The sequence below is a fragment of the Luteimonas mephitis DSM 12574 genome (assembly GCF_000422305.1).
Classification (GTDB): Bacteria; Pseudomonadota; Gammaproteobacteria; order Xanthomonadales; family Xanthomonadaceae; genus Luteimonas; species Luteimonas mephitis.
Map to the genome: position 1 here is coordinate 338,728 of NZ_KE383816.1, position 13,047 is coordinate 351,774.

11 protein-coding genes and 1 pseudogene are annotated in these 13,047 nt (G+C 68.8%); 8 read left to right on the plus strand and 4 right to left on the minus strand.

What is annotated here, in order from left to right; translation table 11 throughout:
• The first annotated feature begins 18 nt into the window (after window positions 1–18).
• The 3 genes from H570_RS0111540 to H570_RS0111550 all read left to right on the plus strand — a co-directional run bounded on the left by H570_RS0111540 (window position 19) and on the right by H570_RS0111550 (window position 5,044).
• Entirely contained in the window at window positions 19–1,524 is a 1,506-nt protein-coding gene (locus H570_RS0111540; RefSeq protein WP_027080873.1) for a leucyl aminopeptidase, read from the plus strand.
• A 42-nt stretch (window positions 1,525–1,566) separates the two neighbouring features.
• Window positions 1,567–1,986 (plus strand): DNA polymerase III subunit chi, encoded by a 420-nt coding sequence (locus tag H570_RS0111545; RefSeq protein ID WP_027080874.1) that lies wholly within the window; start codon window positions 1,567–1,569, stop codon window positions 1,984–1,986.
• Between the two features lie 94 nt (window positions 1,987–2,080).
• On the plus strand, window positions 2,081–5,044 hold the full coding sequence (locus H570_RS0111550) for a valine--tRNA ligase (protein WP_027080875.1): 2,964 nt from the start codon (window positions 2,081–2,083) through the stop codon (window positions 5,042–5,044).
• A gap of 428 nt (window positions 5,045–5,472) precedes the next feature.
• On the opposite strand, the gene rimI is transcribed toward H570_RS0111550, so the two are convergent.
• The 3 genes from rimI to pssA are packed head-to-tail and all read right to left on the minus strand — an operon-like array spanning window position 5,473 to window position 7,009.
• The gene (gene rimI, locus H570_RS0111555; protein ID WP_036136033.1) at window positions 5,473–5,955 is read right to left on the minus strand and encodes a ribosomal protein S18-alanine N-acetyltransferase; all 483 of its coding nucleotides are present in this window, start codon (window positions 5,953–5,955) and stop codon (window positions 5,473–5,475) included.
• A 14-nt stretch (window positions 5,956–5,969) separates the two neighbouring features.
• Window positions 5,970–6,233 (minus strand): hypothetical protein, encoded by a 264-nt coding sequence (locus tag H570_RS17360; RefSeq protein WP_051176336.1) that lies wholly within the window; start codon window positions 6,231–6,233, stop codon window positions 5,970–5,972.
• Window positions 6,230–7,009, minus strand: a complete 780-nt coding sequence (pssA, locus tag H570_RS0111565; RefSeq protein WP_027080877.1) for a CDP-diacylglycerol--serine O-phosphatidyltransferase — start codon at window positions 7,007–7,009, stop codon at window positions 6,230–6,232. The genes H570_RS17360 and pssA overlap by 4 nt, the downstream gene beginning before the upstream one ends.
• Before the next feature lie 134 nt (window positions 7,010–7,143).
• Here pssA and H570_RS0111570 point away from each other — a divergent pair, with 134 nt between their 5' ends.
• The 4 genes and pseudogenes from H570_RS0111570 to H570_RS0111585 all read left to right on the plus strand — a co-directional run.
• Window positions 7,144–7,545, plus strand: a complete 402-nt coding sequence (locus H570_RS0111570; protein ID WP_036136034.1) for a DUF4124 domain-containing protein — start codon at window positions 7,144–7,146, stop codon at window positions 7,543–7,545.
• 30 nt (window positions 7,546–7,575) lie between these two features.
• Window positions 7,576–7,851 (plus strand): DUF4124 domain-containing protein, encoded by a 276-nt coding sequence (locus H570_RS0111575; RefSeq protein ID WP_027080879.1) that lies wholly within the window; start codon window positions 7,576–7,578, stop codon window positions 7,849–7,851.
• Between the two features lie 92 nt (window positions 7,852–7,943).
• A complete protein-coding gene (locus H570_RS0111580) occupies window positions 7,944–9,650 on the plus strand; it encodes a proline--tRNA ligase (protein ID WP_027080880.1) in 1,707 nt (568 codons plus the stop codon).
• A 343-nt stretch (window positions 9,651–9,993) separates the two neighbouring features.
• A pseudogene (locus H570_RS0111585) lies at window positions 9,994–10,356 on the plus strand (H-NS histone family protein); the annotation flags it as partial.
• Between the two features lie 117 nt (window positions 10,357–10,473).
• Here H570_RS0111585 and H570_RS0111590 read toward each other — a convergent pair.
• The gene (locus H570_RS0111590; protein ID WP_425411564.1) at window positions 10,474–11,727 is read right to left on the minus strand and encodes a threonine/serine exporter family protein; all 1,254 of its coding nucleotides are present in this window, start codon (window positions 11,725–11,727) and stop codon (window positions 10,474–10,476) included.
• 136 nt (window positions 11,728–11,863) lie between these two features.
• On the opposite strand from H570_RS0111590, the gene H570_RS0111595 reads away from it, so the two are divergent.
• Window positions 11,864–12,982 carry an ABC transporter permease gene (locus H570_RS0111595; protein ID WP_036136037.1) on the plus strand — a complete coding sequence of 373 codons (1,119 nt, stop codon included), beginning with the start codon at window positions 11,864–11,866 and terminating at the stop codon, window positions 12,980–12,982.
• Window positions 12,983–13,047: the final 65 nt, after the last annotated feature.

Here is a 13,047-nt window from a genome sequence, read left to right on the forward strand (position 1 = left end):
AAGACACAAGAAGACCCCATGACCCTCGAATTCGCACTGAACCAGTCCGCCCCCGCCTCCGCCGCCACCGATTGCGTCATCGTCGGCATGTTCGCCGACAAGTCGCTGTCCCCGGCCGGCGAAGCCCTCGACGCTGCCAGCGGCGGCCGCCTGAAGGCGCTGGCCGAGCGCGGCGACGTGTCCGGCAAGACCGGCCGCACCGCGCTGCTGCACGACCTGTCCGGCATCACCGCCGCGCGCGTGCTGGTGGTCGGCCTGGGCGAGAAGGCCAAGTTCGCGGTTCCGCAATACCTCAAGTCGGTGGCCGACGCGGCGCGCGCGCTCAAGGGCGGTGCCTGCGCCAGCGCGCTGTTCACGCTGTCCGAACTCGCGGTTCCCGGTCGCGACGCCGCCTGGAACATCCGCCAGGCGGTCATCGCCGCCGCGCATGCCAGCTACCGCTACACCGCCACGCTGGGCGACAAGAACAAGGCCAGGAACGACGACAGCGGCCTGAAGTCGCTGGCGATCGCCGGCGACGACGCCACCGCGCTGGCGCAGGGCATCGCGATCGCCGAAGGCGTCGAGTTCGCGCGCAACCTGGGCAACCTGCCGCCCAACATCTGCAACCCGGCGTACATCGCCGGGCAGGCGCGCAAGTTCGCCGCCGACAACGGCGCCGAGTCCGAGATCCTCGACGAGAAGCAAATGGAAGCGCTCGGCATGGGCTCGCTGCTGGCGGTTGCACGCGGCTCGGCCAACCGTCCGCACCTCGTGGTGCTGAAATGGAATGGCGGCGGCGACGCCAAGCCGTTCGCGCTGGTCGGCAAGGGCATCACCTTCGACACCGGCGGCGTCAACCTCAAGACCCAGGGCGGCATCGAGGAGATGAAGTACGACATGTGCGGCGGCGCCACGGTCATCGGCACTTTCGTCGCGGCGGTGAAGATGAAACTGCCGATCAACCTGGTCGTGGTGGTGCCGGCGGTCGAGAACGCAATCGACGGCAACGCCTATCGCCCGTCCGACGTGATCACCAGCATGTCCGGCAAGACCATCGAAGTCGGCAACACCGACGCCGAGGGCCGCCTGATCCTGTGCGACGCGCTGACCTACGTGCAGAAGTACGAGCCGCAGGCCACCGTCGACGTCGCCACGCTCACCGGCGCCTGCATGGTCGCGCTGGGCCGCTTCGCCTCGGGCCTGATGACCAAGCACGACGACCTCGGCGCCGAACTGCTCGACGCCGGCGAGAACGTCTTCGACCGCGCCTGGCGCCTGCCGCTGTGGGACGAGTACCAGGGCATGCTCGATTCGAGCTTCGCCGACGTCTACAACATCGGCGGCCGCTGGGCCGGCGCCGTCACCGCCGGCTGCTTCCTGTCGCGCTTCACCGAAGGCCAGCGCTGGGCGCACCTTGACGTCGCCGGCACCGCCAGCGGCGAAGGCAAGCGCGGCATGGCGACCGGCCGCCCGGTGGGGCTGCTGGCGCAGTGGCTGCTGGACAGGGCCGGGAATCGGGAATCGGGAATCGGGAATCGGTAAAAGCCGAAGCCCGCCCTTACCATTCCCCATTCCCGGCTTCACATGCGCGCCGACTTCTACCTCATCGCCAAGCCGCGCTTCCGCGCCGAGCCGCTGCGGCTGGTGTGCGAGCTGGCGCGCAAGGCCCACGATGCAGGCCTGTGGACGCTGGTGCTGGCGCGCGACGCGGCGCAGGCCGAAGCGCTGGATGAAATGCTGTGGGACATGGGCGACGACGCCTACATCGCGCACCAGGTCGCCGGCGACGAGGAGGACGACGTCACGCCGGTGCTGATCGCGCCGCCCGAGGTCGACACGCCGCTGCGCCCGCTGGTGATCAACCTGCGCGACGCGGCGGTGGAAGGCAGCTTCGAACGGGTGCTGGAAGTGGTGCCCGCCGACGATTCGGCGCGCGAGCCGCTGCGCGAGCGCTGGAAGCAGTACAAGGCGCGCGGCCTGGACGTCAGCAAGCACGACATGTAGGAGCGCCCCGTGGGCGCGATGGCTTCCCGCGGAAGCCCATCGCGCCCATGGGGCGCTCCTACAATCAACCCATTCCTTCGAATCACGACCCGCCATGACCACCCTCGCCACCGGCTACGACCCCAGGACCTTCGAATCGCGGCTGTACGCGCAGTGGGAGGCCAGCGGCGTGTTCGCCCCGCAGGGCAACGGCCCGGCCTACACCATCCTGCTGCCGCCGCCGAACGTCACCGGCACCCTGCACATGGGCCACGCGTTCCAGCACACGCTGATGGACGCACTGGTGCGCTATCACCGCATGCGCGGCTTCCGCACGCTGTGGCAGATGGGCACCGACCACGCCGGCATCGCCACCGAGATGGTGGTCGGCCGCAACCTCGCGCTGGAGGGCAACGGCGAGACCCGCGACTCGCTCGGGCGCGAGAAGTTCATCGAGAAGGTGTGGGAGTGGAAGCAGCACTCCGGCGACACCATCGAACGCCAGATGCGCCGCCTCGGCGCCAGCGGCGACTGGTCGCGCAGCGTGTTCACGATGGATCCGATGGCGTCGAACGCGGTCACCGAGGCCTTCGTGCGCCTGTTCGAACAGGGGCTGATCTACCGCGGCAAGCGCCTGGTCAACTGGGACCCGGTGCTGAAGACCGCGATCTCCGACCTCGAGGTCGAAAACCGCGAAGCGCCCGGCCACATGTGGCACTTCAAGTATCCGCTCGCCGGCGGCGAGACCTACGAATACATCGAGCGCGACGCCGACGGCAACGTCACCCTGCGCGAGACGCGCGACTACATCGCCATCGCCACCACGCGGCCGGAAACCATGCTCGGCGACGGCGCCGTGGCGGTGCATCCGGCGGATGCGCGCTACGCGCCGATCGTGGGCAAGCTGTGCGAGATCCCGGTGGGGCCGAAGGCGCATCGGCGCCTGGTCCCGATCATCACCGACGAATACCCCGACCCGGACTTCGGCTCGGGCGCGGTCAAGATCACCGGCGCGCACGACTTCAACGACTACCAGGTTGCGCGACGCCACGGCATCCCGCTCTACGCGCTGATGGACGACGCGGCGCACATGCGCACCGACGGCCTGTCGTTCGAGGACAGCGTCGCCATCGCCGGCCGCGCAGCTCGCGGCGAGGATGTCGGCGACGTGTCCACGGTGAACCTGGTGCCCGCGGAACTGCGCGGCCTCGACCGCTACGAAGCGCGCGCGCGCATCGTTGCACAGGTCACCGCCGAAGGCCTGGCCGTGACCGACGCCGATGGCGCGCCGGTGGTCGATGCCAAGCCGATCATGCAGCCGTTCGGCGACCGCAGCGGCCAGGTGATCGAGCCGTTCCTGACCGACCAGTGGTTCGTGCAGATGGACGCGCTGGCCAGGCGCGGCCTCGAACTGGTCGAAGGCGTCGACGGCAAGCCGGGCGAGGTGAAGTTCTTCCCGCCCAACTGGATCAACACCTATCGCCACTGGCTGGAGAACATCCAGGACTGGACGATCAGCCGCCAGCTCTGGTGGGGCCACCGCATCCCGGCGTGGTTCGACGAGGCGGGCAACGTGCATGTCGGCCGCAGCGAAGCCGAGGTGCGCGAAAAACACGGCCTGGGCGACGCGCCGCTGCGCCAGGACCCGGACGTGCTGGAAACCTGGTTCTCCTCGGCGATGTTCCCGTTCAGTACCCAGGGCTGGCCCGACGAAGACGCGATGGGCGAGCTCGGGTTCGACATCGCGCTGCCGACCAGCGTGCTGGTCACCGGCTTCGACATCATCTTCTTCTGGGTCGCGCGGATGATCATGATGACCGACCGGCTGGTCGGCCGGGTGCCGTTCAACGACGTCTACATCACCGGCCTGGTGCGCGACTCGCACGGGCAGAAGATGTCCAAGTCGAAAGGCAACGTGCTCGACCCGCTCGACATCATCGACGGCATCAGCGCGGACGACCTGGTCGCCAAGCGCACCACCGGCCTGATGAAACCGCAGGACGCACCGAAGATCGAGAAAGCCACGCGCAAGGAGTTCCCGGACGGCATCAATGCCCACGGTGCCGACGCGCTGCGCTTCACCATGGCCGCGCTGGCCGGCCCGGGCCGCGACATCAAGTTCGACCTGGCGCGCGCCGAGGGCTACAAGAACTTCTGCAACAAGCTGTGGAACGCCACCCGCTTCGTGCTGATGAACACCGGCGACGATGCGGTGTTCGCAGGCGCGCCGCAGCCGAAGACCGATGCGGAAAAGTGGATCCTCTCGCAGCTGGCGCGCACGAGTGCCGAAGCCGGCGAGCATTTCGCCAGCTACCGCTTCGACCTGCTGGCGCAATGCCTGTACGAGTTCGCATGGAACCAGTTCTGCGACTGGTTCGTGGAACTCGCCAAGCCGGCGCTCAACGGCGGCGACGCCGAAGCCGCACAAAGCACTCGCCACACGCTGGTCTACGTGCTCGACGCGCTGCTGCGCATGCTCCATCCGCTGGCCCCCTTCGTGACCGAAGAGTTGTGGCAGGCCGTCGCGCCGAAGCTGCGCAAGTCCGGCAGCATCATGGTCCAGCCCTACCCGACGATGTTCGACGGCAACGAATTCCCGACCGAGGAGCTGCTGGCGGCCGAGTCGGACGTCGAATGGCTGAAGGACGTCATTTCCGCCGTGCGCCGCATCCGCAGCGAACTGGGCGTGTCGCCGGCAAAGCAGGTGTCCTTGCTGGTCCGCAGCGGCGACGATACCGGACGCGCGCGGATCGCCCGCTTCGACGCACAACTGCGCTTCCTCTGCAGGCTCGAACGCATCGAGATGCTGGCCGGCGAACCGCCTGCGGCCGCACCCGCCGTGGTCGGCGAGATGCAGCTGTTCGTGCCGCTCGAAGGTCTGGTGGACCTGGACGCCGAACGCACGCGCCTGGACAAGGAGATCGCCAAGGTCTCCGCGGAAAAGGGCAAGAGCGAGGCCAAGCTGGCGAAGTTCGGTGGCAACGTGCCGGCCGCCGTGGTCGAGCAGGAGCGCCAGCGCCTGGCCGACTGGACCACGAAGCTCGAGGCCCTGTCGGTCCAGCGGGGCCGACTGGGCTGACGGGTCTGCACTGACGGGCGCGCGCTGGCGACATCGCATGGCGCGACCCGGCATTCTGGACCGCGCTACGGCCAGCGCTGCCAGATATTCATCAACCTGCGCGCTTGCCCCTGCTTTTACTGCCGCTTTTACTGCCGCTTTTACTGCCGCTGTTGCTGTCGCCTTTCGCACTTCGGGACCCCTCCGAAGCGGCGGAGACGGCGGGTCAAACCCGCAGGGCGCCGCACAGGGATATGCGGCGTTCTCCGCGAGGGCAGGATGCCCTCTCGGAAAATTCCCGCCGGCTCCGCGAACCCGATGCGCCGCATCGGGCGCGCAGGCGGGGCGTGCTTTCCTTGCGCCAGGTTTCTTTGCACAGGCTCGCGCCGTCACGGCGCGAAACGCTTTTGCTTGCCTTCGGACGGACCGACCGGCCGGAATTGCCGCGCCTAGTCCAGCAACTCGATCGCCATCACGATCGCGTCCTCGCGCCCGACGTGCGCGGGGTAATAGCGCGGTCGACGGCCGATCTCGTTGAACCCTTCGTCGTCGTACAGCGCGATCGCGTGCGGGTTCGACGGCCGCACCTCGAGGAACACCCGCCGCGCGCCATGTCCGTGCGCAAGCTTGAGCAGCGCGCGCAGCAGCCGGCGACCGAGGCCGTGGCCCTGCGCGCGCGGATCGATGCACAGGTTGAGCACGTGCGCCTCGTCGGCCGCGACGCTGAGCACGCCGTAGCCGAGGATGCGTTCGCCTTCATGCAGGATCCACGCCGGATAACCGGCGCGCAGGCAGTCGCGGAAGATGCCGTGGGTCCACGGGAACGGATAGGCGCGGCGCTCGATCTCCATCACCGTGTCGAGGTCGTCCTCGCGCATCGGCCGCAGGCGGCCGTTCGCGTTGTCGGCCCGGTCGGAGGCGATCGCGCTCATGGCCCCACGCCTCCTCAGCGCGACGGCGTCGACGCCCGCAGCGCGCGCAGCGTCGGCCACAGCGCGCGCTTTGCGGCCGGGTCGCGCAGCCGCGCGGTCGGCATCCACTGGCGGCACAGCGCCGCCGCATCGGCGGCATCCGCGTCGCGCCCGGCCGCGCGCAACAGCGCATGCAGCAGTGCGTCGTCGGGCAGGGCCGCAGGCGCGGGCGCGGTGGCTCGATACACGGTGTGGCCGAGGGCTTCGAGGATCTCGCGCTGCAGCGGATCCCAGGTCACGGCGACGGCTCCGCTTCGTCCTCGTGCGACAGCCTGCGGCGCCTGAACCACAACGCCGGGCCGGACAGCGCGTACAGCACGCACGCGGCCAGCAGCGTCTTGGCCGGTTCGATCACCAGCGCGATGATCACCGCCACCGCGATCAGCAGGGCGAAGAACGGCACCTTGTCCGACTTCGGCCCGCGCCCGCCCTTGAAGCTGTTGTAGCGCAGCCCGCTGACCATCAGCAGGCCGCTGACGATGGTGATCGCCAGCGCGGCGTAGCGCATCTCGTCGCCGCTCCAGTCCAGCCCGTGGAAAGTCCAGACGAAGCTGGCCATCAGCCCCGCCGCCGCCGGGCTCGCCAGGCCGATGAACCAGCGCTTGTCGACCTTCCCCACCTGGCTGTTGAAGCGCGCCAGCCGCAGCGCCGCGCACGCGGCGTACAGGAACGCCGCCAGCCAGCCGATCTTGCCGGGCGTGCTGCCGTCGAGCTTCAGCGACACCAGCGCCCAGTGGTACATCACCAGCGCCGGTGCCATGCCGAAGCTGATCAGGTCGGCCAGCGAGTCGTACTGCACGCCGAACTCGCTCTGGGTGTTGGTCAGCCGGGCGACCCGGCCGTCGAGTCCGTCGAGGATCGCGGCGATGAAAATCGCCACGCAGGCGGCCTCGAAGCGGCCCTGGGACGCGGCGATGATCGCGAAAAAGCCGCCGAACAGGCCACCGGTGGTGAACAGGTTGGGCAGCAGGTAGATGCCGCGGCCGCGCGGGCGTTGCAGGGGCTGGTCGTCCATGGCCGCGAGTGTATCCGCCCCGGCGACGCGGCGGCAGGCCGTGGCGCGGTCACGCTTCGGCGCGCCGCGGCTTGCGCCGGCGCGCCGGCGGTGCTGCAATCCTCCGCAGAACCGCTTCCCGCAGGATTCCCCCGATGCCCCGTCTCGCGCTTGCCACCCTGTTCGGCTTGTCCCTGCTGCTTGCGGCATCCACCGCCTGCGCCGGCGATCTCTACCAGTGGAAGGACGCCAACGGCGTCACCCACTATTCGCAGACCCCGCCGGCCAGCGGCAGCTATACCGAGCGCACCGAAAGCGGCCGCGCCAGCGCCCGGCCGGTCGAGACGGCGACCGCCAAGCCGGCCGAGTCGGCGCAGTGCACCACGGCCCGCGCGAACATCGCCATGCTCGAAAGCAAGGGCGCCGTGCAGCAAGACTCCGACGGTGACGGCAAGCCCGACAAGACCCTTGACGACACCGAGCGTGCCAACCAGCTCGAGCTCGCGCGAGCCCTGCTCAAGGCCAACTGCGCGCAAAGCGCCGCGGCGGCGAACTAGCGACCTGGCGATGGCCGCGAGGGGCTGCTGATGCGGCTGGGCTGGGCGCTCGTGCTGGGCGCGATGGCCGGCGTGGCGCTGGCCTGGTGGCTGTCGCGCGACCCGCCCGAAGTGGCGCAGGAGAAACAGGCCCGCGCCGAAGCGGCCGCTGCCGCCAACTTCGAGGAATCACGCCCTGTGCTGTACCGCTGGCGCGACGACAACGACGCCTTGCACGTCACCGACACCGCGCCCAAGGGCCGCAGGTACGAGCGCGTCCCGATCGAGCCGGACCCGGCGATCGAGGTCCACGGCAACCGCCAGTAGCGGTTGCAACGACTTTCCTGCGGATCGGCATCCGCGGCCCTGCTGCAGTGCCGCATGGCAGAATGAACGCCCTTTCCCCGACCGCCACGCCCATGCGCCTGTCGCAGTTCCATCTCCATACCGTCAAGGAAACCCCGGCCGAAGCCGAGATCGCCAGCCACCGGCTGATGCTCAAGGCCGGCATGCTGCGCAAGCTCGCCGCGGGCCTGTACACCTGGTCGCCACTGGGCCTGCGCGTGCTGCGCAAGGTCGAGGCGATCGTGCGCGAGGAGATGGACCGCGCCGGCGCGATCGAACTGCTGATGCCGACCATCCAGCCCAGGGAGCTTTGGGAGGAAACCGGACGCTGGCAGAAATTCGGCGGCCAGCTGCTGAAGATCCGCGACCGCAAGGAAGCCGAATACTGCTACGCGCCCACGGCCGAGGAAGTGATCACCGACTTCGCCCGCAACGAACTGGCCAGCTACAAGCAACTGCCGCTGAACTTCTACCAGGTGCAGACCAAGTTCCGCGACGAGATCCGCCCGCGCTTCGGGGTGATGCGTTCGCGCGAGTTCCTGATGAAGGACGCCTATTCGTTCGACCTCGACGACGCCGGCATGCAGCGCTCGTACGAGGCCATGCACGCGGCCTACGTGCGCATCTTCACCCGCCTGGGGCTGCGCTTCCGCGCGGTCCAGGCCGACAGCGGCGCGATCGGCGGCGATGCGTCGCAGGAATTCCACGTGCTCGCCGACTCGGGCGAGGACGCGATCGCCTTCTCCACCGGCTCCGACTACGCAGCCAACGTCGAGGCCGCGCAGGCCGCGCTGCCCGGCGCGCGCCCGGCCGCCGCCGAGGCGATGCGCAAGGTCGACACTCCCACCCAGAAGACCTGCGAGGACGTGGCCGCGCTGCTGGGCATCGCGCTGCAGCGCACGGCCAAGTCGATCGCGCTCATCGGTACCGACGCCGACGGCAACGAACAGTTCGTGCTGGCGCTGGTGCGCGGCGACCACGACGCCAACGAGATCAAGCTGGCCAAGGTCGAAGGCCTGGCGGGCTATCGCATGGCGAGCGAGGCAGAGATCCTCGCGCACCTGGGCAGCGAGCCGGGCTTCCTCGGCCCGCTGGCATCGAAGCAGCCGATCCGCGTCGTCGCCGACCGCGAGGTTGCGGCGATGGCCGACTTCGTCGTCGGTGCCAACGAAGCCGGTTTCCACCTGGCCGGGGTCAACTGGGGCCGCGACCTGCCCGAGCCCGATACCGTCGCCGACATCCGCAACGTGGTCGAGGGCGACCGCGCGGCCGACGGCGGCGAGCTGCGGATGGTCCGCGGCATCGAGGTCGGGCACGTGTTCCAGCTCGGCGACAAGTACGCGCAGGCGATGGGCTGCACCGTGCTCGACGAACAGGGCAAGCCGCGGGTGCTGAAAATGGGCTGCTACGGCATCGGCATCTCGCGCATCGTCGCCGCCGCGATCGAGCAGAACCACGACGACAACGGCATCCTCTGGCCCGACGCGATGGCGCCGTGGCGGGTGGCGGTGTGCGTGATCAATCCCAAGCGCGACGACGCCGTGGCCGCGGCCGCCGAAACGCTGTACCGCGAACTGCGCGAAGCCGGCATCGAAACCGTGCTTGACGACCGCGGCCTGCGCCCCGGCCAGATGTTCGCCGACATCGAACTGATCGGCATCCCGCACCGCGTGGTGGTGTCCGATCGCGGCCTGTCGGCAGGCACGTTCGAATATCGCGCGCGCAGCGCGGATGCCGCCGAGAATCTCGATCGCGACGCGCTGTTCGCGCGCCTTCGCTGATCCAAACCCGCGATCTCCGCAGGAGCGGCCCATGGCCGCGAGCTTTGTATCCTCGATAAGGCGCCGGGAAAAGCTCGTGGCTGAAGTCGCTCCTGCAAAAGCACCCTTGCTTTCCCGGCGCGGATGCCACAACTGCAGCGGCGTTTCCTCCTGACGCCACGCGTGCAATCGGCGACTTTCCGAAACGTGAATGCCGTGTGATCGCCGCTGGAAACCGCGATTCGAGTCGCGCGCCGGGGCTTCGCGCCGCAATCCGCGGCTTTGGATAATCCCGCTTTGCGATTACCATCGGGAAACTGCCATGGATTGGCTTCATTCCCCCCCAGATAATCCGGAGCATTTGATGTCAATCGACTTGAACGGCCTCTCGCCCAAAGAACTGGACTTGCTGATCACCAAGGCCAAGGCGCGCAAGACCACGCTCAAGAAGCGCAAGCCCGTCGCCACGGTGCGCAGCAAGCTGCGCCAACTGGCCGAGGCCGAGGGTTACACCATCGCCGAACTGTTCGGCGGCCGTGCCACCAAGTCGACCGCGACCGCGACGCGCAAGGTGGCGAAGAAGGGTCGCAAGCTGGGCAAGGTGGCGCCGAAGTACCGCAACCCGGCCAACCCCAAGGAAACCTGGACCGGCCGCGGCAAGCAGCCACGCTGGATGGCGGCGCTGACCAAGAAGGGCAAGAAGGTCGAGGATTTCCTGATCAAGAAGTGATCGGAGCCGCATCTCGAAGCATCGGAATGCCGGGCCCGCCCGGCGTTTTCCGTAGGAGCGCCCCATGGGCGCGATGGTCCTGCCGGAGCATCTGATCGCGCCCATAGGGCGCTCTTACAGATTCCGCCGCGTCGGCAGCAGCAGGTTGCCGAACAGCAGCCCGGCAATCAGTGCCAGCAGGATATTGAGCACCGCCATCGCGGCCTCCTGCCCGGCGCCGAAATCCTGCTGCTGGATCAGGGTCAGCAGGCTGCGCACGCTGGTGCTGCCGGGCACCATCAGGATGATGCCCGGCACGCGCACCAACGCCCCGGGGCGGTGCGCCCAGCGCGCGTAGCCGTTGCCGGCCGCGGTGAGCACCAGCGCCGACAGGAAGATGCCCGCGGTACTGCCCCATGAATCCCCGACCAGACGCGGGATGAGATACCCCGCCATCGCCGCCAGCATCACCAGCGGATAGTCGCGGCGCGCGGCGCGGAACAGCACCGCGAACGCCAGCACGCCGGTGAACAGCGCGCCCCACTCCACCCAGTCCGGCTGCGGCCGCAGCGCGCGCACCTGCGGCTCGACGCCGAGGATCTGCGCCGCGGTCAGCGCGATCATCGTGCCGACGGTGAGCTTGAGCATGGTGCTGATCGCCCCGGCGAAGCGCGCCGTGCCCGACATCAGGTGCTGGCTGGTGAGCTCGTTGACGGCGTTGGTCAGGGTCATGCCGGGCACCAGCACGATCAGCGCCGCGATCACCACCGTGTTGAGGTTCAACGGCCCGATGAAACTGGCCACGATGATCGCCACGGTCGCCGCCAGCATCGCCGAGATCGCCTCGCCGGCTTCGCGCAGCCGCGGACGCGCGGCGGAGATCCAGTCGACCATGCCGACCAGCAGCCCGATCAGGCCGGCCGCACCAATGTCCAGCCACGGCAACCGCAGCAGCCCGGCCACGCTCGCCGATGCCAGCCCGAAGGCCAGGACCATCAGCACCCGCTCGCGCAGCACCGGCGGGCGGTCGAGCGCGCGCAGCGCGGCGTAGCCCTCGGCCAGCCCCACATGCCCGGCCATGACCTCCTCGGCGATGCGGTCGGCTTCGCACAGCTTGGCCAGGTCGTTGTCGCCCGGCGGCACCCGGATCACGCGGGTGGTGTCACTGTCGCCGGGCGGACGCGTGGGGTCGCTGAACGCCAGCACCATGCCCGTCGGGTTGGCCATGGGCTCGCACTCCAGGCCAAGCTTCTGCGATACCGAGACCAGCGCGCCCTCGAGCCGCTGCGCGGTGGTGCCATAGGCGTGCAGGCGCTCGGCCAGCTCCACCACGAAGGCGATGCGGGCGGCGTAACCGATGCTTTGGGGGAAGACCTGTGACATCGGCAAAGGATCGCATGCGCGCGCGCAACCGGGTACTCGCCGGCACCGATGCATGCGGATCACGCCGCCTTGCTAGCCTGTATGCTCGCCGCATCCCGCCATCGCGGGCGGCCCCCCGCTGCACACGAGGACGCAACCGCGCATGAGCGCCACCCGCGGCAACGCACCGGCCATCGAAGTCGACCCGCAAGGCGGCGGCCACCTGCGCCTGAGCGGGCAATGGACGCTCGAGCACGCGCTTTCGATCGGCTCGGCGCTGCGCGGCGACATCGCGCAGGTGAAGTCGGTCGACGCCACCGGCGTGGAGCGGCTGGATTCGGCGGGCGTACTGCAGCTGCTGCGCTTCGCGCGGCGCCATGGCATCGGCTACGACGTGTTCTCGTTCCGCGACGACCACCAGGCGCTGGTCGCGGCGATCGAGGACGTTGCCGACGAACGCCCGAAGCGCAAGCGCGATTACGGCTTCCAGGCCGCGCTCGCCCGGCTGGGATTCGCGGTCGCCGACAACTGGAAGGAAGTCATCGCGCTGGTCAGCTTCCTCGGCGAGAACCTGGTCAAGCTCGCGCGTACCATCGTGCAGCCGCGGCGGCTGCGCATCACCGCCACCGTGTACCACATGGAACAGGTGGGCCTGGACGCGGTGCCGCTGGTCGCGCTGCTGTCGTACCTGGTCGGCGCGGTGATCGCCTTCCTGGGCTCCACCATCCTGGCCGACTTCGGCGCCACCATCCTGGTGGTGGAACTGGTCAACATCGCCTTCCTGCGCGAGTTCGGCGTGCTGCTGACCGCGATCCTGCTCGCAGGCCGCACCGCCAGCGCGTTCACCGCGCAGATCGGCGCGATGGTCAGCCGCGAGGAGGTCGACGCGATCCGCACGCTGGGCCTGGACCCGATCGACCTGTTGGTGATCCCGCGGGTGCTGGCGCTGCTGGTGATGCTGCCGCTGCTGACCTTCATCGCGATGATCGCCGGCCTGCTCGGCGGCATGTCGGTGGGCGCGTTCAGCCTCGACATCCCGCCGCAGGCCTACTACGCACGCATGCATGACACCATCGAACTGCGACACTTCCTGGTAGGCATGTCGAAGGCACCGATTTTCGCGGTGGTGATCGGCCTGATCGGCTGCCTGGAGGGCCTGCAGGTGAAGGGCACGGCGCAGTCGGTGGGCGAACGCACCACCTCGAGCGTGGTGCAGACCATTTCGCTGGTGATCATCATCGATGCATTGGCGGCGATCTGGTTCATGCACATGGGATGGTGACCGTGGAGCCAGGATTGGAAATGACCAGCCGTTCGGCTGTTGAAAGCCGGGATTCGGGACTCGCA

Coding starts and splice junctions, on each gene's coding strand:
- H570_RS0111545 (WP_027080874.1), top strand. CDS start 1,567: ATGCGCGCCGACTTCTACCTCATCGCCAAGCCGCGCTTCCGCGCCGAG.
- H570_RS0111540 (WP_027080873.1), top strand. CDS start 19: ATGACCCTCGAATTCGCACTGAACCAGTCCGCCCCCGCCTCCGCCGCC.
- pssA (WP_027080877.1), bottom strand. CDS start 7,009: ATGGACGACCAGCCCCTGCAACGCCCGCGCGGCCGCGGCATCTACCTG.
- H570_RS0111580 (WP_027080880.1), top strand. CDS start 7,944: ATGCGCCTGTCGCAGTTCCATCTCCATACCGTCAAGGAAACCCCGGCC.
- H570_RS0111570 (WP_036136034.1), top strand. CDS start 7,144: ATGCCCCGTCTCGCGCTTGCCACCCTGTTCGGCTTGTCCCTGCTGCTT.
- rimI (WP_036136033.1), bottom strand. CDS start 5,955: ATGAGCGCGATCGCCTCCGACCGGGCCGACAACGCGAACGGCCGCCTG.
- H570_RS0111550 (WP_027080875.1), top strand. CDS start 2,081: ATGACCACCCTCGCCACCGGCTACGACCCCAGGACCTTCGAATCGCGG.
- H570_RS0111575 (WP_027080879.1), top strand. CDS start 7,576: ATGCGGCTGGGCTGGGCGCTCGTGCTGGGCGCGATGGCCGGCGTGGCG.
- H570_RS0111595 (WP_036136037.1), top strand. CDS start 11,864: ATGAGCGCCACCCGCGGCAACGCACCGGCCATCGAAGTCGACCCGCAA.